The organism is Leclercia sp. UBA5076 (genome assembly GCF_002416465.1).
Classification (GTDB): domain Bacteria; phylum Pseudomonadota; class Gammaproteobacteria; order Enterobacterales; family Enterobacteriaceae; genus Enterobacter.
Genome location: NZ_DIAO01000001.1, coordinates 24,374 through 51,112, shown reverse-complemented (window position 1 = coordinate 51,112; position 26,739 = coordinate 24,374). Strand labels below are relative to the sequence as shown.

Annotated in this window: 27 protein-coding genes; 7 read left to right on the top strand and 20 right to left on the bottom strand. The window is 57.5% G+C overall.

Translation table 11 applies throughout. The features are described from left to right. Nucleotides 1-52 precede the first annotated feature (52 nt). Nucleotides 53-2,191: a phosphate acetyltransferase gene (pta, locus tag B3X29_RS00250; RefSeq protein ID WP_103180485.1), complete on the top strand. Its 2,139-nt coding sequence runs from the start codon at nt 53-55 to the stop codon at nt 2,189-2,191. 54 nt (nt 2,192-2,245) lie between these two features. On the opposite strand, the gene yfcD is transcribed toward pta, so the two are convergent. The 3 genes from yfcD to yfcF are packed head-to-tail and all read right to left on the bottom strand — an operon-like array spanning nt 2,246 to nt 4,095. Next, on the bottom strand, nt 2,246-2,788 hold the full coding sequence (yfcD, locus tag B3X29_RS00245; RefSeq protein ID WP_103180487.1) for an NUDIX hydrolase YfcD: 543 nt from the start codon (nt 2,786-2,788) through the stop codon (nt 2,246-2,248). 55 nt (nt 2,789-2,843) lie between these two features. After that, nucleotides 2,844-3,395, bottom strand: coding sequence for a phosphodiesterase (gene yfcE / locus B3X29_RS00240; protein WP_159339627.1), 552 nt, complete (start codon nt 3,393-3,395; stop codon nt 2,844-2,846). A gap of 55 nt (nt 3,396-3,450) precedes the next feature. Further along, entirely contained in the window at nt 3,451-4,095 is a 645-nt protein-coding gene (yfcF, locus tag B3X29_RS00235; protein WP_103180490.1) for a glutathione transferase, read from the bottom strand. Between the two features lie 143 nt (nt 4,096-4,238). Here yfcF and yfcG point away from each other — a divergent pair, with 143 nt between their 5' ends. Genes yfcG through B3X29_RS00215 form a run of 4 tightly spaced genes read left to right on the top strand, consistent with a single transcriptional unit; the run spans nt 4,239 to nt 6,760 of the window. Beyond that, nucleotides 4,239-4,868, top strand: a complete 630-nt coding sequence (yfcG, locus tag B3X29_RS00230) for a GSH-dependent disulfide bond oxidoreductase (protein ID WP_103180492.1) — start codon at nt 4,239-4,241, stop codon at nt 4,866-4,868. Between the two features lie 51 nt (nt 4,869-4,919). Then, nucleotides 4,920-5,282, top strand: coding sequence for a dihydroneopterin triphosphate 2'-epimerase (gene folX, locus B3X29_RS00225; RefSeq protein WP_103180493.1), 363 nt, complete (start codon nt 4,920-4,922; stop codon nt 5,280-5,282). Nucleotides 5,283-5,301: 19 nt separating this feature from the next. After that, complete coding sequence (locus tag B3X29_RS00220; protein ID WP_103180495.1) at nt 5,302-6,195, top strand: TIGR01777 family oxidoreductase; 894 nt, start codon at nt 5,302-5,304, stop codon at nt 6,193-6,195. Nucleotides 6,196-6,250: 55 nt separating this feature from the next. After that, nucleotides 6,251-6,760: a GNAT family N-acetyltransferase gene (locus B3X29_RS00215; RefSeq protein ID WP_159339628.1), complete on the top strand. Its 510-nt coding sequence runs from the start codon at nt 6,251-6,253 to the stop codon at nt 6,758-6,760. Between the two features lie 74 nt (nt 6,761-6,834). Here the strand turns inward: B3X29_RS00215 and hisP are convergent, their stop codons facing one another. From hisP to pdxB, 15 genes are all read right to left on the bottom strand, one after another. After that, a complete protein-coding gene (gene hisP, locus B3X29_RS00210; RefSeq protein ID WP_103181114.1) occupies nt 6,835-7,608 on the bottom strand; it encodes a histidine ABC transporter ATP-binding protein HisP in 774 nt (257 codons plus the stop codon). A gap of 8 nt (nt 7,609-7,616) precedes the next feature. Continuing rightward, on the bottom strand, nt 7,617-8,330 hold the full coding sequence (locus tag B3X29_RS00205) for an ABC transporter permease (protein WP_159339629.1): 714 nt from the start codon (nt 8,328-8,330) through the stop codon (nt 7,617-7,619). Further along, complete coding sequence (locus tag B3X29_RS00200) at nt 8,327-9,013, bottom strand: histidine ABC transporter permease HisQ (protein WP_103180501.1); 687 nt, start codon at nt 9,011-9,013, stop codon at nt 8,327-8,329. Before B3X29_RS00200 ends, B3X29_RS00205 begins: the two co-directional genes overlap by 4 nt. An 83-nt stretch (nt 9,014-9,096) precedes the next feature. Then, a complete protein-coding gene (hisJ, locus tag B3X29_RS00195; protein ID WP_032612831.1) occupies nt 9,097-9,879 on the bottom strand; it encodes a histidine ABC transporter substrate-binding protein HisJ in 783 nt (260 codons plus the stop codon). A 241-nt stretch (nt 9,880-10,120) separates the two neighbouring features. Continuing rightward, a complete protein-coding gene (gene argT / locus B3X29_RS00190; protein WP_103180503.1) occupies nt 10,121-10,903 on the bottom strand; it encodes a lysine/arginine/ornithine ABC transporter substrate-binding protein ArgT in 783 nt (260 codons plus the stop codon). A gap of 297 nt (nt 10,904-11,200) precedes the next feature. Next, entirely contained in the window at nt 11,201-11,770 is a 570-nt protein-coding gene (locus B3X29_RS00185; protein WP_103825163.1) for a UbiX family flavin prenyltransferase, read from the bottom strand. A gap of 89 nt (nt 11,771-11,859) precedes the next feature. Further along, nucleotides 11,860-13,377, bottom strand: a complete 1,518-nt coding sequence (purF, locus tag B3X29_RS00180; RefSeq protein WP_103180507.1) for an amidophosphoribosyltransferase — start codon at nt 13,375-13,377, stop codon at nt 11,860-11,862. Nucleotides 13,378-13,410: 33 nt separating this feature from the next. Then, nucleotides 13,411-13,899 carry a colicin V production protein gene (gene cvpA / locus B3X29_RS00175; RefSeq protein WP_039030950.1) on the bottom strand — a complete coding sequence of 163 codons (489 nt, stop codon included), beginning with the start codon at nt 13,897-13,899 and terminating at the stop codon, nt 13,411-13,413. A gap of 197 nt (nt 13,900-14,096) precedes the next feature. Beyond that, complete coding sequence (dedD, locus tag B3X29_RS00170) at nt 14,097-14,801, bottom strand: cell division protein DedD (RefSeq protein WP_103181115.1); 705 nt, start codon at nt 14,799-14,801, stop codon at nt 14,097-14,099. After that, nucleotides 14,791-16,059, bottom strand: a complete 1,269-nt coding sequence (gene folC / locus B3X29_RS00165; RefSeq protein ID WP_159339630.1) for a bifunctional tetrahydrofolate synthase/dihydrofolate synthase — start codon at nt 16,057-16,059, stop codon at nt 14,791-14,793. Before folC ends, dedD begins: the two co-directional genes overlap by 11 nt. Before the next feature lie 68 nt (nt 16,060-16,127). Beyond that, the gene (gene accD / locus B3X29_RS00160) at nt 16,128-17,033 is read right to left on the bottom strand and encodes an acetyl-CoA carboxylase, carboxyltransferase subunit beta (RefSeq protein ID WP_103825166.1); all 906 of its coding nucleotides are present in this window, start codon (nt 17,031-17,033) and stop codon (nt 16,128-16,130) included. Nucleotides 17,034-17,175: 142 nt separating this feature from the next. Then, nucleotides 17,176-17,835, bottom strand: coding sequence for a DedA family protein (locus B3X29_RS00155; protein ID WP_103180515.1), 660 nt, complete (start codon nt 17,833-17,835; stop codon nt 17,176-17,178). A 28-nt stretch (nt 17,836-17,863) separates the two neighbouring features. Continuing rightward, on the bottom strand, nt 17,864-18,676 hold the full coding sequence (gene truA / locus B3X29_RS00150; RefSeq protein WP_103180516.1) for a tRNA pseudouridine(38-40) synthase TruA: 813 nt from the start codon (nt 18,674-18,676) through the stop codon (nt 17,864-17,866). Further along, entirely contained in the window at nt 18,676-19,689 is a 1,014-nt protein-coding gene (locus tag B3X29_RS00145) for an aspartate-semialdehyde dehydrogenase (protein WP_159339631.1), read from the bottom strand. Before B3X29_RS00145 ends, truA begins: the two co-directional genes overlap by 1 nt. Before the next feature lie 67 nt (nt 19,690-19,756). Beyond that, the gene (pdxB, locus tag B3X29_RS00140) at nt 19,757-20,893 is read right to left on the bottom strand and encodes a 4-phosphoerythronate dehydrogenase PdxB (RefSeq protein ID WP_159339632.1); all 1,137 of its coding nucleotides are present in this window, start codon (nt 20,891-20,893) and stop codon (nt 19,757-19,759) included. A gap of 114 nt (nt 20,894-21,007) precedes the next feature. Here pdxB and flk point away from each other — a divergent pair, with 114 nt between their 5' ends. Beyond that, the gene (gene flk / locus B3X29_RS00135) at nt 21,008-22,012 is read left to right on the top strand and encodes a flagella biosynthesis regulator Flk (protein WP_103180522.1); all 1,005 of its coding nucleotides are present in this window, start codon (nt 21,008-21,010) and stop codon (nt 22,010-22,012) included. A gap of 90 nt (nt 22,013-22,102) precedes the next feature. Here the strand turns inward: flk and B3X29_RS00130 are convergent, their stop codons facing one another. Both B3X29_RS00130 and fabB read right to left on the bottom strand, forming a co-directional pair. Continuing rightward, a complete protein-coding gene (locus B3X29_RS00130; protein ID WP_159339633.1) occupies nt 22,103-23,281 on the bottom strand; it encodes an MFS transporter in 1,179 nt (392 codons plus the stop codon). A gap of 68 nt (nt 23,282-23,349) precedes the next feature. After that, complete coding sequence (gene fabB, locus B3X29_RS00125; protein ID WP_159339634.1) at nt 23,350-24,567, bottom strand: beta-ketoacyl-ACP synthase I; 1,218 nt, start codon at nt 24,565-24,567, stop codon at nt 23,350-23,352. Nucleotides 24,568-24,724: 157 nt separating this feature from the next. Here fabB and mnmC point away from each other — a divergent pair, with 157 nt between their 5' ends. Next, nucleotides 24,725-26,728: a bifunctional tRNA (5-methylaminomethyl-2-thiouridine)(34)-methyltransferase MnmD/FAD-dependent 5-carboxymethylaminomethyl-2-thiouridine(34) oxidoreductase MnmC gene (gene mnmC / locus B3X29_RS00120; RefSeq protein WP_201304733.1), complete on the top strand. Its 2,004-nt coding sequence runs from the start codon at nt 24,725-24,727 to the stop codon at nt 26,726-26,728. Nucleotides 26,729-26,739: the final 11 nt, after the last annotated feature.

Genomic DNA, 26,739 nt, shown 5'->3' with positions numbered 1-26,739 from the left:
GGTGCTGTTTTGAAGCCCGCCCGTTTTCGGCGGTAACGAAAGAGGATAAATCGTGTCCCGTACTATTATGCTGATCCCGACCGGAACCAGCGTAGGCCTGACCAGCGTCAGCCTCGGTGTTATCCGTGCGATGGAACGCAAAGGCGTTCGTCTGAGCGTGTTTAAGCCAATCGCTCAACCACGTGCTGGTGGCGACGCACCAGACCAGACCACCACTATTGTTCGTGCAAACTCTAACCTGCCAGCCGCTGAACCGCTGAAGATGAGCCACGTTGAGTCTCTGCTCTCCAGCAACCAGAAAGATGTGCTGATGGAAGAGATCATCGCTAACTACCACGCTAACGCCCAGGATGCGGAAGTGGTACTGGTAGAAGGCCTGGTTCCGACGCGCAAGCATCAGTTTGCCCAGTCTCTGAACTTTGAAATCGCCAAGACGCTGAACGCGGAAATCGTGTTTGTGATGTCCCAGGGTACCGATACCCCGGAACAGCTGAAAGAGCGTATTGAGCTGACCCGCAGCAGCTTCGGCGGCGCGAAAAACAGCAACATCACCGGCGTGATTGTTAACAAACTGAACGCACCGGTTGATGAGCAAGGCCGTACCCGCCCTGACCTGTCCGAAATTTTCGACGACTCGTCCAAAGCAAAAATCGTGAAAATCGATCCGGCTAAGCTGCAGGAATTCAGCCCGCTTCCAGTGCTGGGCGCGGTGCAGTGGAGCTTCGATCTGATCGCCACTCGTGCTATCGACATGGCGCGTCACCTGAACGCCACTATCGTGAACGAAGGCGATATCAATACCCGTCGCGTGAAGTCCGTGACTTTCTGTGCGCGTAGCATTCCGCACATGCTGGAGCACTTCCGTGCAGGTTCCCTGCTGGTTACCTCCGCTGACCGTCCTGACGTGCTGGTTGCAGCCTGTCTGGCCGCAATGAACGGCGTGGAGATCGGTGCGATCCTGCTGACCGGTGCCTATGAAATGGACCCACGCGTCAGCAAACTGTGCGAACGCGCATTTGCCACCGGCCTGCCGGTCTTCATGGTGAACACCAACACCTGGCAGACCTCCCTGAGCCTGCAGAGCTTTAACCTGGAAGTGCCGGCTGACGACCATCAGCGTATCGAGAAAGTGCAGGAATACGTTGCCGGTTGCATCAATCCTGACTGGATTGAATCTCTGACCGCGACCTCCGAGCGCAGCCGTCGTCTCTCTCCACCAGCCTTCCGTTATCAGCTCACCGAGCTGGCGCGTAAAGCGGGCAAACGCGTTGTTCTGCCTGAAGGCGACGAACCACGTACCGTTAAAGCCGCGGCAATCTGTGCCGAGCGCGGTATCGCCACCTGTGTGCTGCTGGGTAATCCGGATGAGATCACCCGCGTCGCGGCGTCCCAGGGCGTTGAGCTGGGTGCGGGTATCGAAATCGTGGATCCGGAAGTGGTGCGCGAAAGCTATGTTGCCCGTCTGGTTGAGCTGCGTAAGAGCAAGGGTATGACCGAAGCCGTTGCCCGCGAACAGCTGGAAGACAACGTGGTTCTCGGTACCCTGATGCTGGAGCAGGACGAAGTTGATGGCCTGGTTTCCGGGGCTGTTCACACCACCGCGAACACCATTCGTCCGCCGCTGCAGCTGATCAAAACTGCGCCAGGTAGCTCTCTGGTTTCATCCGTGTTCTTCATGCTGCTGCCGGAACAGGTTTACGTTTACGGTGACTGTGCGATCAACCCGGATCCAACCGCTGAACAGCTGGCAGAGATCGCGATTCAGTCCGCTGACTCCGCGATTGCGTTCGGTATCGAGCCGCGCGTTGCGATGCTCTCCTACTCCACCGGTAACTCTGGTGCAGGTAGCGATGTAGAGAAAGTACGTGAAGCCACCCGTCTGGCGCAGGAAAAACGCCCGGATCTGGTTATCGATGGCCCGCTGCAGTATGACGCCGCAGTTATGGCTGACGTTGCCAAATCTAAAGCGCCTAACTCGCCGGTTGCTGGTCGCGCTACCGTGTTCATCTTCCCGGATCTGAACACCGGTAACACCACTTACAAAGCGGTACAGCGTTCTGCCGACCTGATCTCCATCGGGCCGATGCTGCAGGGTATGCGCAAGCCAGTGAACGACCTGTCTCGTGGCGCGCTGGTAGACGATATCGTCTACACCATCGCCCTCACTGCGATCCAGGCTTCACAGCAGTAAGCTGCTGCCAAACGTAAAAAGGCGACCCCAGGGTCGCCTTTTTTATTATCACCGTTACGCTTCTTCTTGCTTAGCCGGTTCGTTGTTGGCATTGCGGCTCATCCACAGCGCCAGCGCTTTTAACGAATCAGGCGTGAAGTCATCGCAACGGGCGGTGATCTCCGTCGGGGTCATCCAGAAGACTTCGCTGACCTCTTCTTCCTGCAGCGCAAACGGGCCGTGGGAGACACAGCTGAAGAGGCCTCCCCAGACGCGGCAGTGGCTGTCTTCAAAGTAGAACTGACCGTGTTCGGCAAACGGCACACCGGCAATCCCCAGCTCCTCTTCCGCTTCACGGCGGGCGGAGTCAAGTAACAGCTCATCGGCCTGCACCACACCGCCGGCCGTTGCATCGAGCATGCCGGGCATGAAGTCTTTCGTTTCGGTACGGCGCTGCACCAGGATATTGCCCATACCATCATGCACCACGATATAGGTCGCGCGATGGCGAAGGCGCTGCGCGCGCATCTGCTCGCGGCTCGCCTGGGCGATGACTTCATTGTCTTCGCTGACTATATCTACCCACTCAGTACTTGCCAAATGACTCTGCTCCACCATCGGGAAACCTTCTCTTTATAGCGCTCTCACGGCGCGTTTACTGTTGAGGAGTAAGTTACGGATTAATCCTGGACTCTGCAATAACCTGGCTGTCATTCAGCGTCATAACGCACAAATGGCCCTCTTCCAGCATCCCATAGCTGGGTGGAAACCCGCCTTTAGGCAGGCTGACGGAGCCAGGATTGAAATGAATAATGTCGCCCTTCTTCCCAGCCACCGGAATATGAGTATGACCATAAACCAGGACATCGCCAGCATTCAGCGCGGGCAGATTATCCGGACCAAACAGATGGCCGTGGGTAACAAACAGGCGGCAGTGTGCCATCAGGATCTGCTGCCACGGGGCGGTGATGGGAAAGTGCAGTAACATCTGGTCGACTTCGCTGTCACAGTTGCCCCGCACGGCAATAATGCGCGAGGCAAAAGCGTTAAGCCGCTCTGCAACCTCAGCGGGGGCATAGCCTTCGGGTAGCGGATTGCGCGGGCCGTGATTCAGCACATCGCCGAGGACCACCAGCCATTGCGCCCCGCTCTGGTTAAACAGCGAAAGCACTTTTTCGGTCGCCGGTAGCGAGCCGTGAATGTCCGATGCAAACATCAGCTTCATCAGTGACTCCTTGTAGTGAAAAGCCGCCCCATCATACCTGAATCAGCAGGCCTTATCAGCCAGCCCGCTTAGCTGAAAGCGCCACATAACGCTGCACCGAGGCGCGCTGCCACTGGAAGCTGGCGTAATCCACCAGCTGTTGTGGTACGTCATCACCATTGAGCACCAGGCGGTTGAGCATCAGCGCCAGATCGCTATCCGCAATGCACCATTCCCCGAATAAATTCTGATTGCCGTGGGCCAGAAGCGAGGTGGCGGTATCAATCAGCTGGCTTGCCGTGCGCTGGGCAGTTTCGCTCAGGGCCGGTTTTTTCACCCCGGCAAATACCACGTCGGTAGAACGTTCTTCACGGATGGGCATCAGATCGCTGCGCAGCCACGCCTGTATCTGACGCGCGCGGGCGCGTTTTTGCAGATCGAGCGGATAGATCCGCTCCCATTCCGGCGGCGCAAAACGCTCTTCCAGATATTCGGTAATCGCGGAGGATTCGCTGAGTTCAAACCCGTCCACTTCCAGGAGCGGCACGCGACGGGTCAGCCCATAGCCCCGCCACTGCGGCTGACGGTTCTCCCCCCGGCTGAGGTCGATGGTTTTCAGGGCAAAGGGCAATCCCTTTTCGGCCAGCGCGACGTACACGCTCATCACATAGGGTGAAAAATAGTCGGCATCTGACCACAGGGTAATCGCAGGTTGGCTCATAACGTCCTCATAAGGCTTCGCGTGATGGGTAGATATCCAAAATATAACCTCCTGCCCCGGCTGTCACTTGATGAAAACTCACGATTTATCATCACCACCTATACTCGATCTATGTAGAAAAAAGCGCTATGACAGGAGTTGCGATGATTGACCTTTACTACGCCCCGACGCCCAACGGGCATAAGATCACTCTTTTTCTGGAAGAGGCCCAGCTGGACTACCGCATCCTGCCGGTCAATATCAGCAAAGGCGAACAGTTCCGCCCCGAGTTTCTCGCCATTTCCCCCAACAATAAAATTCCGGCGATTGTCGATCGCGATCCGGAGGATGGCGGTACCCCGCTGAGCCTGTTTGAGTCTGGCGAAATATTGCTCTATCTGGCAGAGAAAACCGGCAAGCTACTGAGCGGGGAATTACGCGAACGCCACGTCACGCTGCAGTGGCTCTTCTGGCAGGTTGGCGGCCTGGGGCCGATGATTGGTCAGAACTACCACTTTAACCATGCTGCGCCACAGCCTATCGCCTATGCCATCGAACGTTTCCAGGTCGAAACGCAGCGGCTCTATAACGTCCTGAACAAGCGGCTGGAAAAATCGCCGTGGCTGGGAGGCGAACACTACAGTATCGCAGATATCGCCTGCTGGCCGTGGGTCAACACCCATGAAAACCATCGTGTCGACCTGGCATCATGGCCTGCGGTAAACAACTGGTTTGAACGTATCCGCACCCGCCCGGCAACCGAGCGTGCAATGCAAAAAGCGCAGCAGATATAAACGCTTTCCTCATGTATTATGGTGTCGATAATGACACGGAGGAAGCCTGCAATGTCCCAGCAAGACGCAATTATTCGTATTAAAAATTTACGCCTGCGCACCTTTATTGGAATCAAAGAGGAGGAGCGTGCTAATCGCCAGGATATCGTTATTAACGTGACGATCCACTATCCGGCAGACAAAGCCCGCGCCAGTGAAGACATTAATGATGCGCTGAACTATCGCACCATTACCAAAAGCATTATTCATCTGGTGGAGAATAACCGTTTCTCTTTGCTGGAAAAATTAACTCAGGATGTGCTGGATATCGCACGCGAACATCACTGGGTCACCTATGCTGAAGTCGAGATCGATAAACTTCACGCGCTGCGCTACGCCGACTCCGTCTCGATGACGTTAAGCTGGCAACGCTAAGCGCAACCCTGGAGGTGGTATGAAGATCCTGGTAACCGGCGGCACCGGCCTGATTGGCCGGCATTTAATCCCACGTTTGCAGGTATTAGGCCATGAGCTGACTGTGGTCACGCGCAGCCCTGAGAAGGCGCGCCAGCTTCTCGGCTCCGGCATCGATATCTGGAAAGGGCTGACGGAGCACCAGGATCTCAACGGCTTTGATGCCGTCATCAATCTTGCAGGCGAGCCCATCGCCGACAAGCGCTGGACAAAAGAGCATAAACAGCGTCTGTGCAACAGTCGCTGGAACATCACCCAGCGGCTGGTCGATATGGTTAAGGCCAGCGACACGCCGCCCTCGGTCTTTATCTCCGGTTCGGCTTCAGGTTATTACGGCGATTTAGGCGAGGTGGTGGTGACCGAAGAGGAGCCGCCGCACAATGAATTTACCCATAAGCTGTGCGCCCGCTGGGAGCAGATTGCCTGCGGTGCCCAGAGCGAAAAGACCCGCGTATGCCTGTTGCGCACCGGCGTGGTGCTGGCCCCCAAAGGCGGGATTCTCGGCAAAATGCTGCCGGTATTTAAGCTGGGTCTTGGCGGCCCGGTCGGTAACGGGCGTCAGTACCTGGCGTGGATCCATATCGACGATATGGTCAACGGCATTCTCTGGCTGCTGGATAACGATCTGCGCGGCCCGTTCAATATGGTCTCCCCCTACCCGGTGCGTAACGAGCAGTTTGCCCATGCCCTGGGCCATGCGGTGCATCGCCCTGCCGTAGTTCGCGCGCCCGCCACCGCTATCCGCCTGCTGATGGGGGAATCCTCCGTGCTGGTGCTGGGCGGCCAACGCGCACTGCCGAAGCGCCTGGAAGCCTCCGGCTTTGCTTTCAGGTGGTATGACTTAGAAGAGGCCCTGGGAGATGTGGTAGGTTAAATTTACCCTGTCAGATGTTAATTTGTTATCTTCGCTCCCTGTTCAAGGCGCTTTGATGGCAACCATTACCACTCCCCGGCTGACGCTCTCCCCTTTTGAGCCCGCCGACTGGCCTTTTTTCCACAGGCTGCGTGAAGCGCCGGAGATCATGCGCTATATGGCCGCGATCGCCCCGGAAAAAGAGATCCGACGCCTGTTTGCCGCCCGTCTTACCGCCCCGCACACCTTTGTGATCCGCGTCCATGATGATGCCACCCCGCTCGGGGATATTGGCCTGCAAATCAGCTCCCACTACCCTGAAGAGGCCGATATTGGTTACACCGTGATTGCCGCCGCCCAGGGCCAGGGAATAGCCAGCGAGGCGCTGCGTGCCGTGTGTGAATATGCGTTTATCCGGGTGGGCGTAAAAGCGATTAACGCATATGTGCTGGCGGACAACGGCGGATCGGTGCGGGTGTTAGAGAAAGCGGGTTTCATGCGCACCCAGGTACTGGAGCAGGCATATGAGATTAACGGCGTGCGGTATGACGACTGGGTGTACCGACTGGAGGTAAGTGCGGCCTGAATGCCGGGCGGCACTGCATTTACCCGGCCTACGGTTTTGTAGGCCCGGTAAGCGTAGCGCCACCGGGCAACAAACTACTTCAACGATCCCTTAAGAAACTGCTGCAGACGCGGGCTCTTCGGGTTGGCCAGCACCTCATCCGGATGCCCCTGCTCTTCGATTACGCCCTGATGGAGGAAAATCACGTGGTTGGAGACGTTACGGGCAAAGCCCATCTCGTGAGTTACCACCACCATGGTTTTCCCCTCTTCAGCGAGCTGCTGCATGATGCGCAGCACTTCCCCCACCAGCTCGGGATCGAGCGCGGAGGTAGGTTCGTCAAAGAGCAACACTTCCGGCTCCATCGCCAGCGCACGGGCGATAGAGACACGCTGCTGCTGACCGCCGGAGAGATGCACCGGGTATTTCATCTGCTGGCGTTCGTCGATACCCACTTTCGCCAGGTATTTCTCCGCCCGGGTACGGGCTTCCTGCTTGCTTAAGCCCAGCACCTGCACCGGCGCTTCCATGACGTTCTCCAGCACCGTCATGTGACTCCAAAGGTTAAAGTGCTGGAACACCATCGTCAGACGAGTACGCAGCAGACGAAGCTGGTGTTTATCCGCCACCTTCAGCTGACCGTCTTTGTCCTGCACCAGATTGATGTTCTCACCGCTGACCACAATCGAGCCGGCACTCGGCTTTTCAAGAAAGTTAATGCAGCGCAGGAAGGTACTTTTACCCGACCCTGAGGAGCCGATAATACTGATCACATCGCCCGCATTAGCCTGCAGCGACACCCCTTTCAGCACTTCATGTTCGCCGTAGCGTTTGTGCAAATCGATAACGTTTAATTTGTTCTCAGCCATCTTCATTCTCAGTGCGTCGAAGGTTTGACATGCTGCAACCAGCGTTTTTCCGCTTTGCGGAACAGGCTAATCAGGGCATAAGAGATGATTAAATAGAGCACTGCCGCGATCCCGAAGGCGGTAAAGGGCTGATAGGTCGCCGAGTTAATATCACGGGCAATCTTCAGCAGGTCCGGCACGGTAGCGGTAAAGGCCAGCGCGGTGGAGTGCAGCATTAAAATCACTTCGTTGCTGTAGGCAGGCAGCGCAATACGCAGCGCCGACGGCAGAATAATGCAGCGATAGAGCTTCACCGAAGAGAAGCCATACGCCCGCGCCGCCTCAATTTCACCGTGCGGCACGGAGCGGATCGCGCCGGCAAAGATCTCGGTGGTGTAGGCGCAGGTGTTGAGCGTTAACGCCAGCACGGTACAGTTCAGCCCGCTACGGAAGAACGCGTTCAGCATCTCGGTGCCTTTGACGATTTCCAGCGTGTACATCCCGGAGTAGAAGACCAGCAGCTGCACATAGAGCGGCGTACCGCGGAACACGTAGGTAAACAGCCAGATGGGGAAGCGAATATATTTGTTGCTGGAGACGCGGCCAATGGCGAGGAAAATCGCCAGGATCCCGCCCATTACCACAGAAGAAATCAGCAGCCAGAGGGTGATCGCCACACCTGTAAAACGGTATCCGTCGGTCCACAGCAGGGATTTCCAGTATTCCTGAATAATTTCGATCACAGGTCAGCCCTCTTCACACCCACGGAATAGCGCCGTTCGAGCAGGAGCAGCACGCCATTGGAGACGGTGGTAAACACCAGATAAATCACCCCGCAGACAATCGCGAAGTAGAACGGCTCCCAGGTGCTTTTGCCTGCCAGCTGCGTGGCTTTTACCACATCTTCCAGCCCCAGTAAGGAGACCAGCGCCGTTGCTTTGAGGATAACCTGCCAGTTGTTACCAATTCCCGGCAGCGCAAAGCGCATCATGGCCGGAAACATAATGCGGCGAAACGTCTGTGATGAGGTAAACCCGAAGGCCGTAGCCGCTTCGATATGCCCTTTCGGCACCGCGAGATAGGCCCCGCGGAAGGTTTCGGTAAAATAGGCGCCATAGATAAAGCCCAGGGTGATGATACCGGCCACCATCGGATCGATATCAATCTGCGCCATACCGATGGCATCCGTAATGCCGTTAAGGGCGATTTGCAGACCGTAGAAGATCAGCAGCATCAGCACCAGGTCAGGCACCCCGCGGATCAGGGTGGTATAGCCCTCAAACAGCAGCGCCATCGCCCGATTCGCAGAGAGCTTCGCGCCCGCGCCTGCAAGGCCTATCAACACGGCCAGCACCACTGAACTGAGAGCCAGTTCAAGGGTGACCAATGCGCCTTGTAAAATTACGCCAGAAAATCCGTACAGCATACCGCCTGCCCTGTCGTGAGTGGTGTAGCCGTGTCTTTTCCCCTCCCTGGACGGAAGGGGCCGCACGTTATTAAGTGGAGGGATTAACCACCGTAGACATCAAAGTCGAAGTATTTCTTCGCCAGTTTTTCGTAAGTGCCGTCGGCGCGCATTTCAGCAAAGGCTTTGTTCAGCGCTTCACGCAGTTCGTTATCCTCTTTACGCAGACCCATACCGGTGCCCACGCCGAAGAGTTTCTCATCCTTGATGGACGGACCGCCAAACTTGTAATCTTTACCAACCGGCTGTTTCAGGAAGCCTTCGCTGGCTGCCACTTCATCCTGGAAGGCGGCGTCAATACGGCCCGCAGTCAGGTCAGCGTAGATATTCTCCTGGCCCTGGTAAGAGACGATTTCAATTCCTTTCGGTGCCCAGTGCTCGTTGCCGAAGGTCTCCTGAGTGGTGCCCTGCAGCACGCCCACACGTTTACCTTTCAGGGATTCAAGGGTTGGCTGAATATCGGAAGATTTCGCTACCACCAGACGCGAGTCCGCTGCATAAAGCTTGTCGGTAAAGGCAATCTCCTGCTGGCGTTTTTCGGTGATAGAGAGGGAAGACATAATGGCATCAATTTTTTTCGCTTTCAGCGAAGGGATCAGCGCATCCAGTGGGTTTTCAACGAAGGTACACTCTGTTTTGATACGTTTGCACAGCTCTTTAGCCAAATCGATATCAAAACCTACCAGTTCACCCTGCGCATTCTTCGATTCGAAGGGGGCATAAGTCGGGTCAGTACCAATACGAACTTTTTGCGGAATTGCTGCAAATGCCGCGGTAGCGCTGGAAAAGGCCAGAGCCAGAGAAAGTGACAAAACCAGTTTTTTCATATCTATCCTCAACAGACTGTCTTCTTACGGGATTTTAACGCCGACGGGGCGCCTTTAATGTGCCACTAATCGCCGCGGCAAGGCAAAAGATTATGCCCGGCAAGCGCGAAAAAGTGCATTGCGAGTGCTTAACTATTCACTTTATAACCAACACAGCGCACGATTTGCACCATCCTGGTTCGCAAAGGCCATTGTCGCACCATAACGGGGAGCCATTATGGTGCGCACCCGTCAGTTCCGGTTAGTCGCCGTAAACATTGAAGTCGAAGTATTTCTTCGCCAGTTTGTCGTAGGTACCGTCTTTACGCAGTTCAGTGAAAGCTTTGTCAAAGGCCGCCTTCAGCTCGGCATCGTCTTTACGCAGGCCGATCCCGGTGCCGTCGCCGAAATATTTTTTGTCTTTGACTGACGGGCCAGCAAAGGCAAACTCTTTGCCCGCCGGTTGTTTCAGGAAGCCTTCGCTCGCGGCGACTTCATCCTGGAAAGCCGCATCCAGACGCCCTGCCGCCAGATCGGAATAGATCAGATCCTGGTTCTGGTACGCCACTACATCCACGCCCTTCTCACGCCAGTTGGCGTTCGCATAGCCTTCCTGCGTTGAGCCCTGCAGAACGCCTACATGCTTGCCTTTCAGCGAGTCAATGGTTGGCTGGATTGGGGAGCCTTTCGCCGCAATCAGACGTGAATCCGCCGCGTAAAGTTTCTCAGAGAAGGCGATCTCCTGCTGACGCTTTTCGGTAATCGAGAGCGAGGAGATGATCGCGTCAATCTTCTTGGCTTTCAGAGACGGGATCAGCGCGTCGAAGTCGCTGCCCACCCAGGTACATTTCACGGACATGCGTTTGCACATCTCATTTCCCAGGTCGATATCAAACCCAACGAAATCCCCCTTCGCATCTTTCGATGAGAACGGGGCATAGGTTGCGTCTGTACCGATACGTACGTTCTGTGGGAGCGCCGCAAAGCTGCTTGCCGCAGCGCTTAATCCCACCAGCAAAGACAGAGCCAGAACCGTCTTCTTCATACATTACCCTCAAGTGTCGTGATTTTCTTATGTAATAGATTGTGTTGTGTGTTGTTGCAGGCAATCTCTTGCAGGTCTTATGCCATATTGCAGATAACGCAAAATTACGGCGTTAAATATGTTAATGAAAGGTTGCAGGATTACCTTAATGGTGAAAGATAGCAGGTCTGCCAAACGAACCGCAGTGCCTGGAAAGGAAAAAAGGAATTAAATGTTGAGGATATGATCGCTGTTGCAGAATTGCCCTGAAACAGGGCACGTTGCGGTGAAATGCACTCTGGCAGAACAGCCTTACCGTCAGGCGCCCTGCCAGCGGGTAAAGAGATCGTCCGGCAGGTCAATGTCGAACTGATCGAGCACCCGGTTTACGGTCTGATTAATCACATCATCCAGGCTTTGCGGACGGTGATAAAACGCCGGCACCGGCGGCATGATCACCGCCCCCAGTTCAGCGGCCTGGGTCATCAGGCGTAGATGGCCCAGATGCAGCGGGGTTTCGCGCACGCACAATACCAGCGGGCGACGCTCTTTTAATATCACATCGGCCGCACGGGTCACCAGCGTATCGGTATAACTGTTGACGATGCCAGAGAGAGTTTTGATGGAACAGGGCAGGATCACCATGCCCGCCGTTTTAAACGACCCGGAGGAGATGCTGGCGGCGATATCGCGCGCGTCATGCACCACATCGGCCAGCGCCTGAACGTCACGCAGGGAGTAATCGGTTTCGAGAGAGAGGGTCTGACGCGCAGCCTGGCTCATCACCAGATGCGTTTCAACCTCGGCGACGTCGCGCAATACCTGCAACAAACGGACACCGTAAATCGCGCCGCTGGCCCCTGAGATCCCTACAATTAATCGTTTCATGATGTTCGCCCTTTCTGTTACAGGGCTGACTGTGCAGGATTTTGGCGGGAGTTGCAAGCGAGGGCAGATGCCCTCGCCTGCGATAGTGCTTAACCTTCGTTATGCATCTCTAAACTTTCGAGATCGTTCGCCAGCTGGACGGCTTTCGCGTCGTCGTTGCGCAGTGAATCGAGGTAGTCCAGGTAGCCCTGATCCACATCTTTGGTGACGTAGATACCGTTAAACACCGAGCACTCGAACTGCTGAATATCCGGGTTCTCGGCGCGCACCGCGTCGATCAGATCGTTCAGATCCTGGAAAATCAGGCCGTCGGCACCGATGATCTGGCGGATCTCATCCACTTCACGACCGTGGGCAATCAGCTCGTTGGCGGTAGGCATATCGATGCCATACACGTTCGGGAAGCGAATTTCCGGTGCCGCAGAGGCCAGATAGACCTTCTTCGCACCCGCTTCACGGGCCATCTCGATAATCTGCTCAGAGGTGGTGCCGCGCACGATGGAGTCATCCACCAGCAGCACGTTCTTATCGCGGAACTCGGCGCGGTTGGCATTCAGCTTGCGGCGCACCGATTTACGGCGCAGCTGCTGGCCCGGCATGATAAAGGTGCGGCCAACGTAGCGGTTCTTCACGAATCCCTGGCGGTAAGGTTTACCCAGAATACGCGCCATCTCCAGGGCGATATCGCAGGAGGTTTCCGGGATAGGGATCACCACGTCGATATCCAGGTCTTCCCACTCGCGTGCAATCTTCTCGCCGAGCTTGGTTCCCATATTGACGCGGGCGCTGTAGACGGAGATTTTGTCGATGAAAGAGTCCGGGCGAGCGAAGTAGACGTACTCGAACAGGCACGGATTGCTGACCGGATTCTCTGCGCACTGACGGGTAAACAGCTGGCCTTTCTCGGTGATGTAGACCGCTTCGCCAGGTGCGACGTCACGCAGGAACTCAAAGCCCAGGGTATCCAGCGCCACGCTTTCGGAGGCGACCATATACTCGGTGCGGCCATCGCCAATATCGCGCTTGCCCAGCACCAGCGGGCGGATGCCGTTAGGATCGCGGAAGGCGACCATACCGTGGCCGATAATCATCGCGACGCAGGCATAAGCGCCACGGATCAGGCGGTTAGTGGCGGCTACCGCGGCAAAAATGTTGTCAGCTTCCAGCGGATAGTGGCGGAAGTTATCCAGCTCGCTGGCAAAGACGTTGAGCAGGATTTCAGAGTCAGAAGTGGTGTTAATGTGACGACGCTTCTCTTCAAACAGCTTCTTACGCAGCTCGTGAGCATTGGTCAGGTTGCCGTTGTGGGCAAGCGTGATGCCATACGGCGAGTTAACGTAGAACGGCTGAGCTTCAGAGGCGCTGGAACTGCCAGCAGTCGGGTAACGAACGTGACCAATACCCATGTTGCCTTGAAGACGCTGCATATGGCGGGCTTCGAACACATCGTTTACCAGGCCGTTGGCCTTACGTAAACGGAAGCAGTTGTGTGCATCAATGGTGATGATACCCGCAGCATCCTGCCCACGGTGCTGAAGCACCGATAATGCGTCATAAATAGACTGGTTTACCGGCATGAAACCGGCGATACCGACAATACCGCACATTCGTCATTTCCTCGTTAAGCCACATCTCAGGGTTTATGCCCTGGGCAAAAAACTCGACGAGCTTTGCAGATAGTCAAAGAACCATCTGATGATGAAGCTGAACTGCGGGATAAGCTGCGATTTCTGCCAGTCTTCACTTTTTGAGAACCCGGTAAAGGTATCAAGGAAGAATAGTATCGCGGCAACAATCAGCGCGCCTCGCAACGCCCCGAAACAGATCCCCAGCACCCTGTCCGTTCCTGACAACCCGGTTTTCTCGACCAGCTGGCCAATCACGTAGTTAACAATGGCGCCGACAATCAGCGTCGCGATAAACAGCACCGCGATGGCAATCCCATTTCGAACCAGTTCATCTTCAAAGCCCGTGAACCAGACAGACAGGTAAGTGTAGTAATGACTGGCAACAAAGAAGGCACAGCCCCAGGTTACCAGCGATAACGCTTCACGAACAAAGCCACGGATCAGGCTAACCAGACAGGAAAAACCTATCACCGCAATGATGGCGTAATCAATCCAGACCATATGTGTCCCACGATCAAACGCCCTGTCATCCAGTTCGGGGCGAATTCTAACAGAAAAAGAAAACGTTTGCGTAGGGATTTCCTTCCCGCGCGTAAATAAAAAAAGCGCTGAAAAAATATTCAGCGCCCCAGGCGGGTTACCTTCTCAGGCAATCTGCTGCGCCTGTTTTTGCCTTATCCCGTAAACGAGAGAAACCCTCAGTTCACGCTGTAATTCATCACCACGCCGCTCAAACCAGAGAGTTTATTCAGCTCTCCAAGCGATCCCTTCAGCTTGTCTCTCGACGCATCCGGCCCTACGAGAATACGGGTGATTTTACCCTGTACCGGTGTGGTAGGTGAAGTGTAAACGCGATACCCCGCACCACGGAGTTTGGCCACCACCTCGTTGACCTTATCGGCGTTTTTCAGGGCACCGAGCTGCACAACGTAGGCTTTACCGGTCGGGGCCGGTTTCTCTTCTGCCGCCGGTTTGGCCGGTGGGGTTTCTGTCGCCGCCGCCAGCTGCTGGCTGGTGTTATCGCGCTGCGGTTTCGGCTGCGGCTTCTCAACCGGTTTCGGTTTTTGCACCGGTTTTGGCGCGTACTGCTCAACCGGCGCCGGAACGGGATCCAGCTCGTTGTTGTTTCCGGCTGCCAGACGCGCCGGATCTAACGATGGCGCCGCGGCATCGCCCGCGCGCACCTCTTCAGCCGCCCCTTCTGGTGGCTGTGCAGGCAGAGCCTGTGTTGCCGGGAGCATGTCCGGCTCATCCCGATCGCCCGGTTTCGGCACCAGCGGGATCGCCGCAAACTCATCCTGATAATGTTTTTTCTGTCCATCAAGCAGCCCGGGGAGAATAATCACCCCCAGCGCCACCAGCACAATGGTGCCTGCTAAACGGTTCTGAAACTTACTTGCCACCGGTTCTCCCCGCATCCATTACGTCCATGACATGTGCCACCGTGTGGAACGAACCACACACCAGCACGGTATCTTCTGGTCTGGCATCGGCCATCGCCGCCCGCCAGGCCTGCGCCACGCTATCAAAGCGCTGCCCTGCGCCGAGATGCGCCATTAACTGTTCGGCAGTCGCCCCGCGTGGGCCTTCCAGAGGGGCACAATACCAGCTATCGACCACACTCTCCATGCAGGCCAGCGTGCCGCCAATATCTTTATCATGAAGCATACCGATAACCGCCAGCACGCGCCCGGTTTTTGGCAATGATTTGAGACGCCCTGCGAGATACGCCGCGGCATGGGGGTTATGCGCCACATCCAGAATCAGACGCGGTGATTCGCTGACTATCTGGAAACGCCCCGGCAGAATCGCATGCTGAATGCCGTCGCGCATCGCCTGCTCCTCTACCGCCAGACCACTGGCGCGCAGTGCGGCCAGCGCCGTCGCAGCATTCGGCTGCGGTACCTGGGGCAGCGGCAGGTTATCCAGCGCGCCCGCCGCGTCTTCAAAGCGCCAGCCGCTTTCCGTCACGCTGTAGCGCCAGTCGACGTCACGGCGCTGCAACAGCGCCCCTTTCTCCTGCGCCACGTCAGCAATAGTGTGCGGCATATCGGGTTCGCCGACGATAGCCGGTTTGCCCGGGCGGAAAATACCGGCTTTTTCACGGCCAATGCTCTCGCGATCGGGCCCCAGCCAGTCGGTATGATCCAGCGCGATGCTGGTGATTACCGCCACATCCGGGTCGACAATATTAGTGGCATCCAGACGTCCGCCTAACCCGACCTCGAGGATCACCACGTCCAGCTGCGCCTGCTTAAAGAGCCACAGCGCCGACAGGGTGCCATATTCAAAATAGGTCAGCGAAATATCGCCGCGCGCGGCTTCGATCTCCGCAAACGAGGCGGTGTGCGCGGATTCAGCCAGCTCCGCATTCTGTACCCGCACGCGCTCGGTATAGCGCACCAGATGAGGTGAGCTGTAGACCCCTACTTTGTAGCCTGCCGCCATCAGCATCGCTTCCAGGGTGCGGCAGGTGGTGCCTTTGCCGTTGGTACCCGCCACGGTGAAGACAAAGGGAGCCGGTTTCAGAACATCAAGGCGCGCCGCGACCAGGCTGACGCGCTCAAGTCCCATGTCGATGGCTTTACTGTGCAGGTTTTCCAGATAAGAAAGCCACGCGGCCAGAGGCGACGTGGCTTGGGGAAGAGTAATATTTTCCATGTTGCGCGCTTTTCAGTTACGGTTAGAAAGCAAAAGGGCAGCGCCACTGGCCCTGCCCTTTTCAGTTATCAGGCCTCGGGTTCCTGATCCGGTACCACCACGCCTTCGCGCGGCTCATCCGGGCTCGGCGACGGCAGATTCATCAGCTTCGCCAGAATGCTGGCCAGTTTCAGGCGCATTTCCGGACGGCGAACGATCATGTCGATAGCGCCTTTCTCGATAAGGAACTCACTGCGCTGGAAGCCCGGCGGCAGCTTTTCACGTACCGTTTGTTCAATAACGCGCGGGCCGGCAAAGCCGATCAGCGCTTTCGGTTCAGCGATGTTCAGATCGCCCAGCATCGCAAAACTTGCCGATACGCCGCCCATGGTTGGGTCGGTCAGCACAGAGATGTACGGCAGACCGCGCTCCTGCATTTTCGCCAGCGCTGCGGAGGTTTTTGCCATCTGCATCAGCGACATCAGCGCTTCCTGCATACGGGCACCACCGGAGGCGGAGAAGCAGATCAGCGGACAGTTGTCTTCCAGCGCCTGCTCAACGGCACGCACGAAGCGCGCGCCCACTACGGAGCCCATTGAGCCGCCCATAAAGGAGAACTCAAACGCCGCCGCGACAACCGGCATCTCGTGCAGAGTGCCTTTCATCACCACCAGGGCATCTTTCTCGCCGGTCTCTTTTTGCGCAGAGGCCAGACGATCTTTGTATTTCTTGGAGTCACGGAACTTCAGCACATCTTTCGGCTCAAGCTCGCTACCCAGTTCAACCAGAGAACCTTCATCCAGCAGGCTATGCAGGCGGTTACGCGCCGACATACGCATGTGGTGATCGCACTTCGGACAAACTTCGAGATTACGCTCCAGTTCGGCGCGGTACAGGACCTGGCCACAGCTGTCACATTTAGTCCACACCCCTTCAGGAATACTCGCTTTGCGGGTTGGGGTGATATTGCTTTTAATTCGTTCAATCCAGCTCATTGATAACCTTTCTGCCTGAACCAGGTTTGCTGCAAGGGGCGCATAATGCCATTTTTGCCCCCGGCAGACCATGAATGTTGCACATTAAAACATAACAGCCCGAAACTTTGGATAAAAAAGTGGTCGAACCGCAGTCGTGCCTTTATTTTACTTGTTTTGCCGCCGCGCGACGGTGACGAATCACTTCGATAACGCCCGGCAGAATGGAAACCACAATAATCCCTACGATCAGCAACTTAAGGTTTTCCTGGATCATAGGAATGGTCCCGAAGAAATAGCCCGCGTAGGTAAAGCTCAGCACCCACAGCAGCGCACCGGTGACGTTATAGAGCGCGAACTGACGGTACGACATATGACCCATACCCGCAACAAACGGGGCAAAGGTTCTGACGATGGGCACAAAGCGCGCGAGAATGATGGTCTTACCGCCGTGTTTCTCATAAAACGCATGGGTTTTATCGAGATAGCTGCGACGGAAAATCTTCGAGTCCGGGTTACTAAATAACCGCTCGCCGAACAGCCGCCCTATAGTGTAGTTCACCGCATCGCCAAGGATGGCGGCAATCAGCATTAACACCACCATCAGGTGAACGTTAAGGTCGTTGGTCTCCAGCGACGCCAGCGCGCCCGCCACGAACAGCAGTGAATCGCCCGGTAAGAAGGGCGTCACCACCAGCCCGGTTTCGCAAAACAGGATCAGGAACAGAATGGCATACACCCAGACGCCATAATCAGCGACCAGCTCTGCCAGGTGCACATCGATATGCAGAATGAAATCGATCAGAAAGCGAATTAAATCCATATTGTCTAAACCTTTATTGCCACGGCTATCAGTCCGCTAAGAACAGCGGGCCCATTGGCGGTTTTGGAAGGTCAAACCGATCCGGGTAATCGACCGAGACCAGATAGAGCCCTTCCGCTTTCGCCGTTGCTGCCGCCAGCGTTCTGTCCTTCGCCGCCAGCAACTCTGCAATCCAGCTCTCCGGCTGGTGTCCGGCGCCTACTTCCATCAGGCTGCCTGTAATATTCCTGACCATATGATGAACAAAGGCATTCGCTTTGATATCCACCACCACATACGCGCCATGCCGACTGACGTTAATGTGCATCACGTTGCGCCACGGCGTGCGAGACTGGCACTGCACGGCACGGAACGAGGTGAAGTCGTTTTCGCCAATCAATGCCTGCGCCGCGCGGTGCATGCGATCGGCATCCAGCGGCTCGTAAAAATGGGTGACGCCCTGGCCTAACACCGCCGGACGAAGACGCTGGTTATAGATGATATAGCGGTAGCGGCGCGCGGTGGCGCTGAACCGCGCATGAAAATCATCCGGCACATTTTTGACCCAACGTACCGCGATGTCACCAGGCAAATTCGCATTTACCCCCAGCGTCCAGGCCGCGTCTTTACGCACGGCGGTGGTTTCAAAATGCACCACCTGCCCCGTACCATGGACACCGGCGTCGGTACGCCCCGCGCACAGGACATTGATGGGCTCATTCGCCACCTGAGAGAGCGCTTTTTCCAGCTTTTCCTGGACGCTGCGCACCTCATTCTGACGCTGCCAGCCATAATATTTACTGCCATCGTACTCAATGCCGAGGGCAATCTTATGAACGGGCTTTTGCTCCACTTCAGACATCAGTAGAGATACTCCTGCACCAGTTTTTCAGCGATTTTCACCGCCATCAGCGCGCCGCCGAAACGCACGTTATCGGCGACCGACCAGAACTGGATCTGCTCCGGCATACCGTAATCGTTACGTACACAGCCAATGGAGAGACGCGCGTTGCCCGTTGCGTCGCCCACCTGGGTCGGGAACTCGCGCTCTTCAGACAGTTCAATATCTTCGCCGCGGCCAAAGGCATCGCGCGCCTCTTCCGCAGCCAGCGGACGCATGGCTTCAAAGCTCACCATCTGGGCATGGCCGTAGAACACCGGTGACTGCACACAGCTGGCGGAGATCATCAGTCCGTCGTCCTGCAGGATCTTACGCACTTCATCGATGATACGGCGCTCTTCGCGCACGCTGCCTTCACGATCCGGCAGCAGCGGCAGCATGTTGAACGCCAGCTGGCGGCCAAAGAAATCCTCTTCGTCCACCGGGATACCATTCAGCAGCTTCGCGCTCTGCCCTGCCAGGGCATCCACCGCTTTTTTACCGCGGGCAGAGACTGACATCAGGCTGGTTACGGCGATACGGGACAAGCCACCTTCGTCGATGAGCGGTTTCAGGGCGCTAAGCAGCTGGCTGGTCAGGCTGTCCGGGACGGCGATGATGTTACGGTTGCGGTAGTCGGCCAGCACGAAGGGGTTCACCTCCGGCACCACCAGCGGCACGTCCGGTTCAAGGGCAAACAGGCCGCTTAAATCAATGACCAGACAGCCCGCGTTGGTGGCCTCTTCAATATATGCTGCGGAGGCGTCGACCCCGGCCGCGAAAAAGGCCAGCTGCGCCTGGGTCCAGTCGAACTCAGCCGCATCCTGAACCATGACGGATTTACCCGCAAAGCGCAGGTGCTCGCCCGCGCTCTCATTACGCGCCAGGGCATAGATGTCGCCCACCGGGAACTGACGCTCAGCAAGGGTTTCGAGCAGGGCTTCGCCCACGGCGCCCGTTGCGCCCAGTATGGCAATGTTCCAGCCTTCAGACATGGTGGTTTACTCCAGAAATAAAAAAGCGTCCCTGGCGGGGTATCCGCCAGGGAGCATTAAGAAGACATTAACGAACCGGGTGATGAACGGCGTTGAAACCCAGCTTATGCAGCAGCGACGCCGCAGCAGGATCATCACACATCACATACAGAGAGGACCATTCGCGGCGCTCAACGTAATGCTTACGCAGCTTGTCAAACTCACCCGGTATACCCGCTACTTTTCGCAGCAGCGCGTCATCGCGGCGCACATCATACACTAAATGCACCAGCCTTTTCAGCGTTCCCTGATCCAGCGGGCCGTGCAGGGTGATGCGGCCAAAATCCGGGGTTGGCAGAAGGGTATCCAGCGCCACCTGCTGGGATTTGCCGATAAACGCGCTGTACGCCTCAAACACCTGGGTGGTGCCGCGGGCTTTACCTTCGAGGGTGTAACCGGCGATATGCGCGGTACCGATATCCACTTTGTCCAGCAGGGCCACGTTGAGATCCGGCTCCGGCTCCCACACGTCCAGCACCACGCTCAGATCCTGACCAGTTTCCAGGCGCTGCAGCAGGGCCGCGTTGTCCACCACCGGGCCACGGCAGGCATTAATCAGGATAGTGCCCGGTTTCAGGCGGCCAATCAGGGCGTCGTCTGCCAGATGGCGCGTCTTATACGGCCCGTCTTTAAACAGCGGCGTATGGAAGGTGAGCACGTCACACTCGGCCACCAGCTCATCCAGGCTGCGGAAATCGCCTTCATCGCCACGGTCAGCGCGAGGCGGGTCGCACAGCAGCGTGCGGATACCTAACGCCTCGAGGCGCTTTTGCAGGCGGCTGCCGACGTTACCGACACCGACAATGCCTACGGTCCGGCTGGTGAGCGTAAACCCGTCACGCTCGGCCAGCATCAGCAGAGAGGAGAAAACATACTCCACGACGGCAATAGCGTTACAGCCCGGTGCGGCGGAAAAGCCAATCCCGGCCTGCTTCAGCCACGCGTCATCCACATGATCGGTTCCTGCGGTTGCCGTGCCGACAAATTTGATCCCTTTGCCAGACAGCAGCGCCTCATTCACTTTGGTTACCGAGCGCACCATCAGGGCATCGGCATCAGTCAGCTCGGCGAGCGGAATGGGACGTCCAGGAACGGCCTTAACCTCACCCAGGCGGCTGAACAGCTCGCGGGCGTAAGGCATATTTTCATCAACGAGGATTTTCACGTCTGAGTACCTGTTTGAGAGGAAGAAAACCTGTCAAGTGTGCCATAATCTGGCCGCCAGGCATATACGTAAACCTGGTTAACGATGAGTAACGACTTTAAGGATTTTTTGCCTATGCAGCCCATTTCAGGTACGCCGCCACAACCTCCGGGTGATGGCCCGCGTCCATCCCACGTCGCGGGCGAACAGCCCCTCTCCACACAGCAACGCACTGTACTGGAACGTCTGATCACCCGGTTAATCGCTCTGACGTCGCAGCAGAATGCGGAGGTGTGGGCCGGAGTGAAACACGATCTGGGATTAAAGAGTGATGCGCCCATGCTGTCGCGCCACTTCCCTGCTGCGGAGCAAAACCTCAACCAGCGCCTGAACACCGCCCAGCAAAACCATACCACCCGGCAGATGGTCTCCCAGTTGACGGAGCTGCTGACTCAGGGCAATAACCGCCAGGCGGCCAGCGATTTTATTCGCCAGCAGTATGGCCAGACCGCCCTGAACCAGCTGACGCCCGATCAGCTCAAAACGGTGCTGACGCTGCTGCAAAATAATCAGCTTAATATTCCGCAGCCACAGCAGCGCCCGGCCACGGAGCGCCCGCTGCTGCCTGCCGAACACAATACGCTGAAGCAGATGGTGACCAAACTTGCCGCCGCCACAGGCGAGCCGACCAAGCTCATCTGGCAGTCGATGCTGGAACTGTCGGGGGTGAAAGCGGGAGAGTTAATCCCGGCCAGGCAGTTTACCCACCTTGCCACCTGGCTACAGGCACGCCAGACGCTGAGCACGCAAAGCGCGCCAACCCTGCACACCCTGCAGGCCGCGCTGAAACAGCCGCTGGAGGCCCAGGAGTGGGACAGCATTCAGGACTATGCCCGACAGAACTGGCAGGCGACGCCGCAGACGGTGCTGACCACCGCCCAGGTACAGGATCTGCTCAACGAGATCTTCGTCCGCCGCACCGAGCGTGAAGCTGGCGTGACGGAAGTGCGCAATATCCAGCCGATCTACAGCCCGCTCTTTGCCCCGGTAGTGGAAACCTTCAGAACGCTGTCTGCCCGTCCCGGACTGATGTTGATCGCCTTAATCATTGCGCTGGCGATTTTCTGGCTGGTCGCCTGATGTTTTGCCCGGTGGCGCTCCGCTTACCGGGCCTACAAAAGCACGAACTGTAGGCCGGGTAAGGCGCAGCCGCCACCCGGCAACAAACAGCTAACCCCGGCGAAACGCCACCAGCGTCACCACAATCCCCACCACCGCTGAAACGGCCCCGGCCAGGAAGACCGAAGGGTAGCCAAACGAGGTGGCTAACAGCCCCGCCAGCGGCCCGGTTATCCCGTATGAGATATCCTGAAAGGCGGCGTAGCCCCCCAGCGCCGTGCCCCGCACCTGCGGGGCAACGCGTTTAACCACTTCAACACCCAGCGCCGGGAAGATCAGCGAACAGCCGCAGCCGGTCAGGGCTGCCCCCAGCAGGGCTACCGGCGCGCTCGGCGCCTGCCAGAGCAACACCAGACCCACGGTTTCAATTACCAGCGACGCCACCGCTACTTTTACGCCACCGAAGCGATCCGGCATCCAGCCGAACAGCACCCGCATCAGTACAAACGCGCCGCCAAAAGCGGTGAGCGTAAACCCGGCCATCGCCCAGCCGCGGCTCATAAAGTAGAGCGAAACGAAGGTGCCAATCACCGCGAAGCCAACGCCCTGCAACGCAAGGCCCAGGCCTGGCTGCCAGATCTGCCCCACCACGCTCCACAGGGAAGGTCGTTCGCCTTTATGGGCCGGAACTTTACGCACCGAGCCGTTAAACGCCCAGGCCAGCAGCGGCAGTGCCATCGTGGTGGCGGCCAGCGCCGCAAAGCCCAACTGACTGTTGATCAAAAGACCCAGCGGCGCGCCTGCGGCCAGCGCACCATAGATCGCCATTCCGTTCCACGACATCACTTTGCCGGAACGCGCAGGCCCGACCAGCCCCATCCCCCATGTCAGGGTGCCGGTCAGGAGCTGGCTTTCACCAAAACCGAGAATTAATCGCCCCACCACCAGCAGCGCGAATTTCCAGGCAGCCTCTACCGGCAGCAGCGCGGCCAATAGCCATGCACCCCCCGCCAGCCCGCAGGCGAACATGCCCTGCAATGCCGAGCGTTTTGCGCCGTGCTGATCCGCCAGCCGTCCGGCATAGCCGCGGGTTAGCACCGTGGCTAGAAACTGAATACCTACGGCGATGCCGACCATGGTGTTGCCATAGCCCAGCTCCTGGTGCACAAACAGCGGGATCACCGGCAACGGCAGGCCGACGGTCATATAGGTGAGGAATACCGCAAAGGCGATACGGAACAGCGAGACGTTGCCGGAAGCGGCGTGTTTATCTGTGGTAACGGCCGTCATGCATAACTCCATGTTCAGGCATAAAAAAAGGGAGCCATCAGGCTCCCTTCTACTATACATTCAAACGCTTATGCTTTCAGCTTACGCATCACCAGCGTGGCGTTGGTGCCGCCGAAACCGAAGCTGTTGGACATGACGGTAGTCAGTTCACGCTCGGTGGTTTCAGTTACGATGTTCAGACCTGCGGCCTGCTCGTCCATCTCTTCAATGTTGATGCTCGGCGCGATAAAGCCGTTTTCCAGCATCAGCAGGGAGTAGATCGCTTCCTGCACGCCAGCCGCACCCAAGGAGTGACCGGTCATGGCTTTGGTGGCGGAGATAGCCGGGCTGTTGTCGCCGAACACTTCACGGATAGCACCCAGCTCTTTCACGTCGCCTACCGGAGTAGAGGTACCGTGGGAGTTCAGGTAGTCGATTGGGGTATCAATGCCGTGCATCGCCATCTTCATGCAGCGCACTGCGCCTTCGCCTGATGGAGCCACCATGTCTGCGCCATCGGAGGTGGCGCCGTAGCCAACAATCTCAGCATAGATGTGCGCACCGCGGGCCAGAGCGTGTTCCAGCTCTTCCACCACGACCATACCGCCGCCGCCAGCGATAACGAAACCATCGCGGTTTGCGTCATAGGTACGGGAGGCTTTTTCCGGGCATTCGTTGTATTTGGTGGACAGGGCGCCCATCGCATCGAACTCACAGGCCATTTCCCAGCCCAGCTCTTCGCCGCCGCCAGCAAATACGATGTCCTGTTTACCCAACTGGATCTGCTCAACCGCGTTACCGATACAGTGTGCAGAGGTCGCGCAAGCGGAGCTGATGGAGTAGTTTACGCCGTGGATTTTGAACGGGGTTGCGAGGCAAGCGGAAACCGCTGAACCCATCGCTTTGGTCACAACGTATGGACCGACCGCTTTCAGGCCGCGCGGGCTGCGCATCGCGTCGGCACCAAACACCTGCGCTTTAGAGGAGCCGCCGGAGCCAGCAATCAGACCCACGCGCGGGTTGTTCTGATAAACCTCTTCGCTCAGGCCAGCGTCAGCAATCGCTTCCTGCATAGAGAGATAGGCGTAGATGGAGGCATCGTTCATGAAACGGACCACTTTGCGATCGATCATGCCCGTGGTGTCCAGTTTTACATTACCCCATACGTGGCTACGCATACCGGAATCTTTAAACTCTTCAGAGAAGGTGATCCCGGAGCGTCCTTCACGCAGAGATGCCAGGACTTCCTGCTGGTTATTACCGATGCTGGAAACGATGCCCAAGCCAGTAATCACTGCACGTTTCATTCAATACCTCTGTAAGTCGCACTATTTAAGTTTCGAGTCGCACAATAGCGTACACTTGTACGCCGAACAAGTCCGATCAGCCAATTTCTGTGGAAATTTGCACCATCAGACGCACATCGTTAAGATCGCGGCACAGCCTGTCAGACGAGTAACTTACGTGAAACAAAACGCTATACAACCCGCCAACCTCGAATTCAACGCTGAGGGTACACCTGTTTCCCGAGATTTTGACGATGTCTACTTCTCTAATGATAACGGACTGGAGGAGACGCGTTATGTTTTCCTCGAGGGAAATCAGCTAAATTCCCGTTTTCCGCTGCATCCCCGCGATCTCTTTGTGGTGGCCGAAAGCGGCTTTGGCACCGGGCTGAATTTTCTTACCCTCTGGCAAGCGTTCGATCGCTTTCGTGCGGCACACCCTGACGCTACTCTGCAAAGGTTACATTTCATCAGTTTTGAGAAGTACCCGCTGGCCGCCGACGATCTCCGTCTGGCCCACCAGCACTGGCCCGAGCTGGCGCCGTGGGCGGAACAGCTCCAGGCCCAGTGGCCGCTGCCTATCGCAGGCTGCCATCGTTTGCTGCTGGACGGCGGGCGCGTCACGCTCGATATCTGGCTGGGGGATATTAACGAACTCACCGATAAGCTGGATGACTCCCTGAACCAGCAGGTTGACGCCTGGTTCCTCGACGGTTTTGCCCCGGCCAAAAACCCGGATATGTGGAGCCCTGGGCTGTTTGCCGCCATGGCGCGTCTGGCGCGGCCCGGGGGAACGCTCGCCACCTTTACCTGCGCCGGGTTTGTCCGTCGCGGCCTGCAGGAAGCGGGCTTCACCATGAAAAAAACCAAAGGCTTTGGCCGCAAGCGCGAAATGCTTGTCGGGGTGATGGAGCAGGATTGCCCCTCCCCTGCCCGCACCCCGTGGTTTGCCCGTCCGGCCAGCGACGGGCGCGAAACCGCCGTGGTGGGCGGCGGGATTGCCAGCGCGCTACTGTCGCTGGCGCTGCTGCGCCGTGGCTGGCAGGTGACGCTCTACTGCGCCGACGATGCCCCGGCAGCAGGCGCCTCCGGCAATCGTCAGGGGGCGCTCTATCCCCTGCTCAGCGCCCAGGATGCTGCACTGAGCCAGTTTTTCCCGGCGGCGTTCACCTTTGCCCGCCGCCTGTACGACACCCTGCCGGTGGCCTTTGATCATGCCTGGTGCGGCGTCACCCAGCTGGGCTGGGATGAAAAGAACCAGAAAAAAATCGACCAGATGCTGGCTCTGGGCCTGCCCGAGCAGATTGCGGTGGCGGTGAACGCCCAACAGGTGGCGGAGAGCACCGGGGTGCCCACCGGCTGCGGCGGGATCCAGTATCCGCTCGGCGGCTGGCTGTGCCCGGCGCAGCTTACCGCAGCGGCGATCGCGCTGGCGCAAACTCTGGGCCTGCAGGTGCGCTATGGCCGCAAGGTAACGTCGCTGGCCCAGACCGACGCCAGGTGGATGTTGCAGTTTGCCGACGGTGAGCAGGCGCAGCATGGCAGCGTGGTGCTGGCGAACGGACACGGCATCAGCCAGTTCAGCCAGACCGCACCACTGCCGGTCTACCCGGTGGGCGGTCAGGTGAGCCATATCCCGGCGGCACCGCGGCTGAGCCAGCTACGTCAGGTGCTCTGCTACGACGGGTATCTGACCCCGCAAAATCCAGCCAACGGCCAGCATTGCATCGGCGCAAGCTATCATCGCGGCCAGACCGAGCCGCGGTACAGCGATGAGGACCAGCAGCATAATCGCCAGCGTCTGCTCGACTGTTTGCCGCAGGCGGCATGGGCGCGTGAGGTGGATGTCAGCGCAGGCGAGGCGCGCAACGGCATTCGCTGCGCCACCCGCGATCATCTGCCGATGACGGGTGCGGTACCGGACTATGAAGCCACGCTGACGGCTTATCAGGATCTCGCCAGCAACACATCCCAGGCGGTCAGCGCCCCGGCGTTCCGGAATTTGTTTATGCTGGGCGGGCTGGGCTCCCGCGGGCTCTGTACGGCGCCGCTGACGGCGGAGGTTCTTGCCGCTCAGATGAGTAACGAGCCGATCCCGCTGGACAGCCACACGCTGGCCGCGCTCAATCCGAACCGGTTATGGGTGAGAAAGTTGTTGAAGGGGAAAAGGGTGAAAGCGTAGGCCCGGTAAGC

Excerpts from the sequence above, each read along its gene's own strand:
- yfcD (WP_103180487.1), bottom strand. The coding sequence starts at position 2,788 with ATGGTGGAGCAGAGTCATTTGGCAAGTACTGAGTGGGTAGATATAGTC.
- yfcE (WP_159339627.1), bottom strand. The coding sequence starts at position 3,395 with ATGAAGCTGATGTTTGCATCGGACATTCACGGCTCGCTACCGGCGACC.
- yfcF (WP_103180490.1), bottom strand. The coding sequence starts at position 4,095 with ATGAGCCAACCTGCGATTACCCTGTGGTCAGATGCCGACTATTTTTCA.
- yfcG (WP_103180492.1), top strand. The coding sequence starts at position 4,239 with ATGATTGACCTTTACTACGCCCCGACGCCCAACGGGCATAAGATCACT.
- folX (WP_103180493.1), top strand. The coding sequence starts at position 4,920 with ATGTCCCAGCAAGACGCAATTATTCGTATTAAAAATTTACGCCTGCGC.
- B3X29_RS00220 (WP_103180495.1), top strand. The coding sequence starts at position 5,302 with ATGAAGATCCTGGTAACCGGCGGCACCGGCCTGATTGGCCGGCATTTA.
- B3X29_RS00215 (WP_159339628.1), top strand. The coding sequence starts at position 6,251 with ATGGCAACCATTACCACTCCCCGGCTGACGCTCTCCCCTTTTGAGCCC.
- hisP (WP_103181114.1), bottom strand. The coding sequence starts at position 7,608 with ATGGCTGAGAACAAATTAAACGTTATCGATTTGCACAAACGCTACGGC.
- B3X29_RS00200 (WP_103180501.1), bottom strand. The coding sequence starts at position 9,013 with ATGCTGTACGGATTTTCTGGCGTAATTTTACAAGGCGCATTGGTCACC.
- hisJ (WP_032612831.1), bottom strand. The coding sequence starts at position 9,879 with ATGAAAAAACTGGTTTTGTCACTTTCTCTGGCTCTGGCCTTTTCCAGC.
- argT (WP_103180503.1), bottom strand. The coding sequence starts at position 10,903 with ATGAAGAAGACGGTTCTGGCTCTGTCTTTGCTGGTGGGATTAAGCGCT.
- B3X29_RS00185 (WP_103825163.1), bottom strand. The coding sequence starts at position 11,770 with ATGAAACGATTAATTGTAGGGATCTCAGGGGCCAGCGGCGCGATTTAC.
- purF (WP_103180507.1), bottom strand. The coding sequence starts at position 13,377 with ATGTGCGGTATTGTCGGTATCGCCGGTTTCATGCCGGTAAACCAGTCT.
- cvpA (WP_039030950.1), bottom strand. The coding sequence starts at position 13,899 with ATGGTCTGGATTGATTACGCCATCATTGCGGTGATAGGTTTTTCCTGT.
- folC (WP_159339630.1), bottom strand. The coding sequence starts at position 16,059 with ATGGAAAATATTACTCTTCCCCAAGCCACGTCGCCTCTGGCCGCGTGG.
- accD (WP_103825166.1), bottom strand. The coding sequence starts at position 17,033 with ATGAGCTGGATTGAACGAATTAAAAGCAATATCACCCCAACCCGCAAA.
- B3X29_RS00155 (WP_103180515.1), bottom strand. The coding sequence starts at position 17,835 with ATGGATTTAATTCGCTTTCTGATCGATTTCATTCTGCATATCGATGTG.
- truA (WP_103180516.1), bottom strand. The coding sequence starts at position 18,676 with ATGTCTGAAGTGGAGCAAAAGCCCGTTCATAAGATTGCCCTCGGCATT.
- B3X29_RS00145 (WP_159339631.1), bottom strand. The coding sequence starts at position 19,689 with ATGTCTGAAGGCTGGAACATTGCCATACTGGGCGCAACGGGCGCCGTG.
- flk (WP_103180522.1), top strand. The coding sequence starts at position 21,008 with ATGCAGCCCATTTCAGGTACGCCGCCACAACCTCCGGGTGATGGCCCG.
- B3X29_RS00130 (WP_159339633.1), bottom strand. The coding sequence starts at position 23,281 with ATGACGGCCGTTACCACAGATAAACACGCCGCTTCCGGCAACGTCTCG.
- fabB (WP_159339634.1), bottom strand. The coding sequence starts at position 24,567 with ATGAAACGTGCAGTGATTACTGGCTTGGGCATCGTTTCCAGCATCGGT.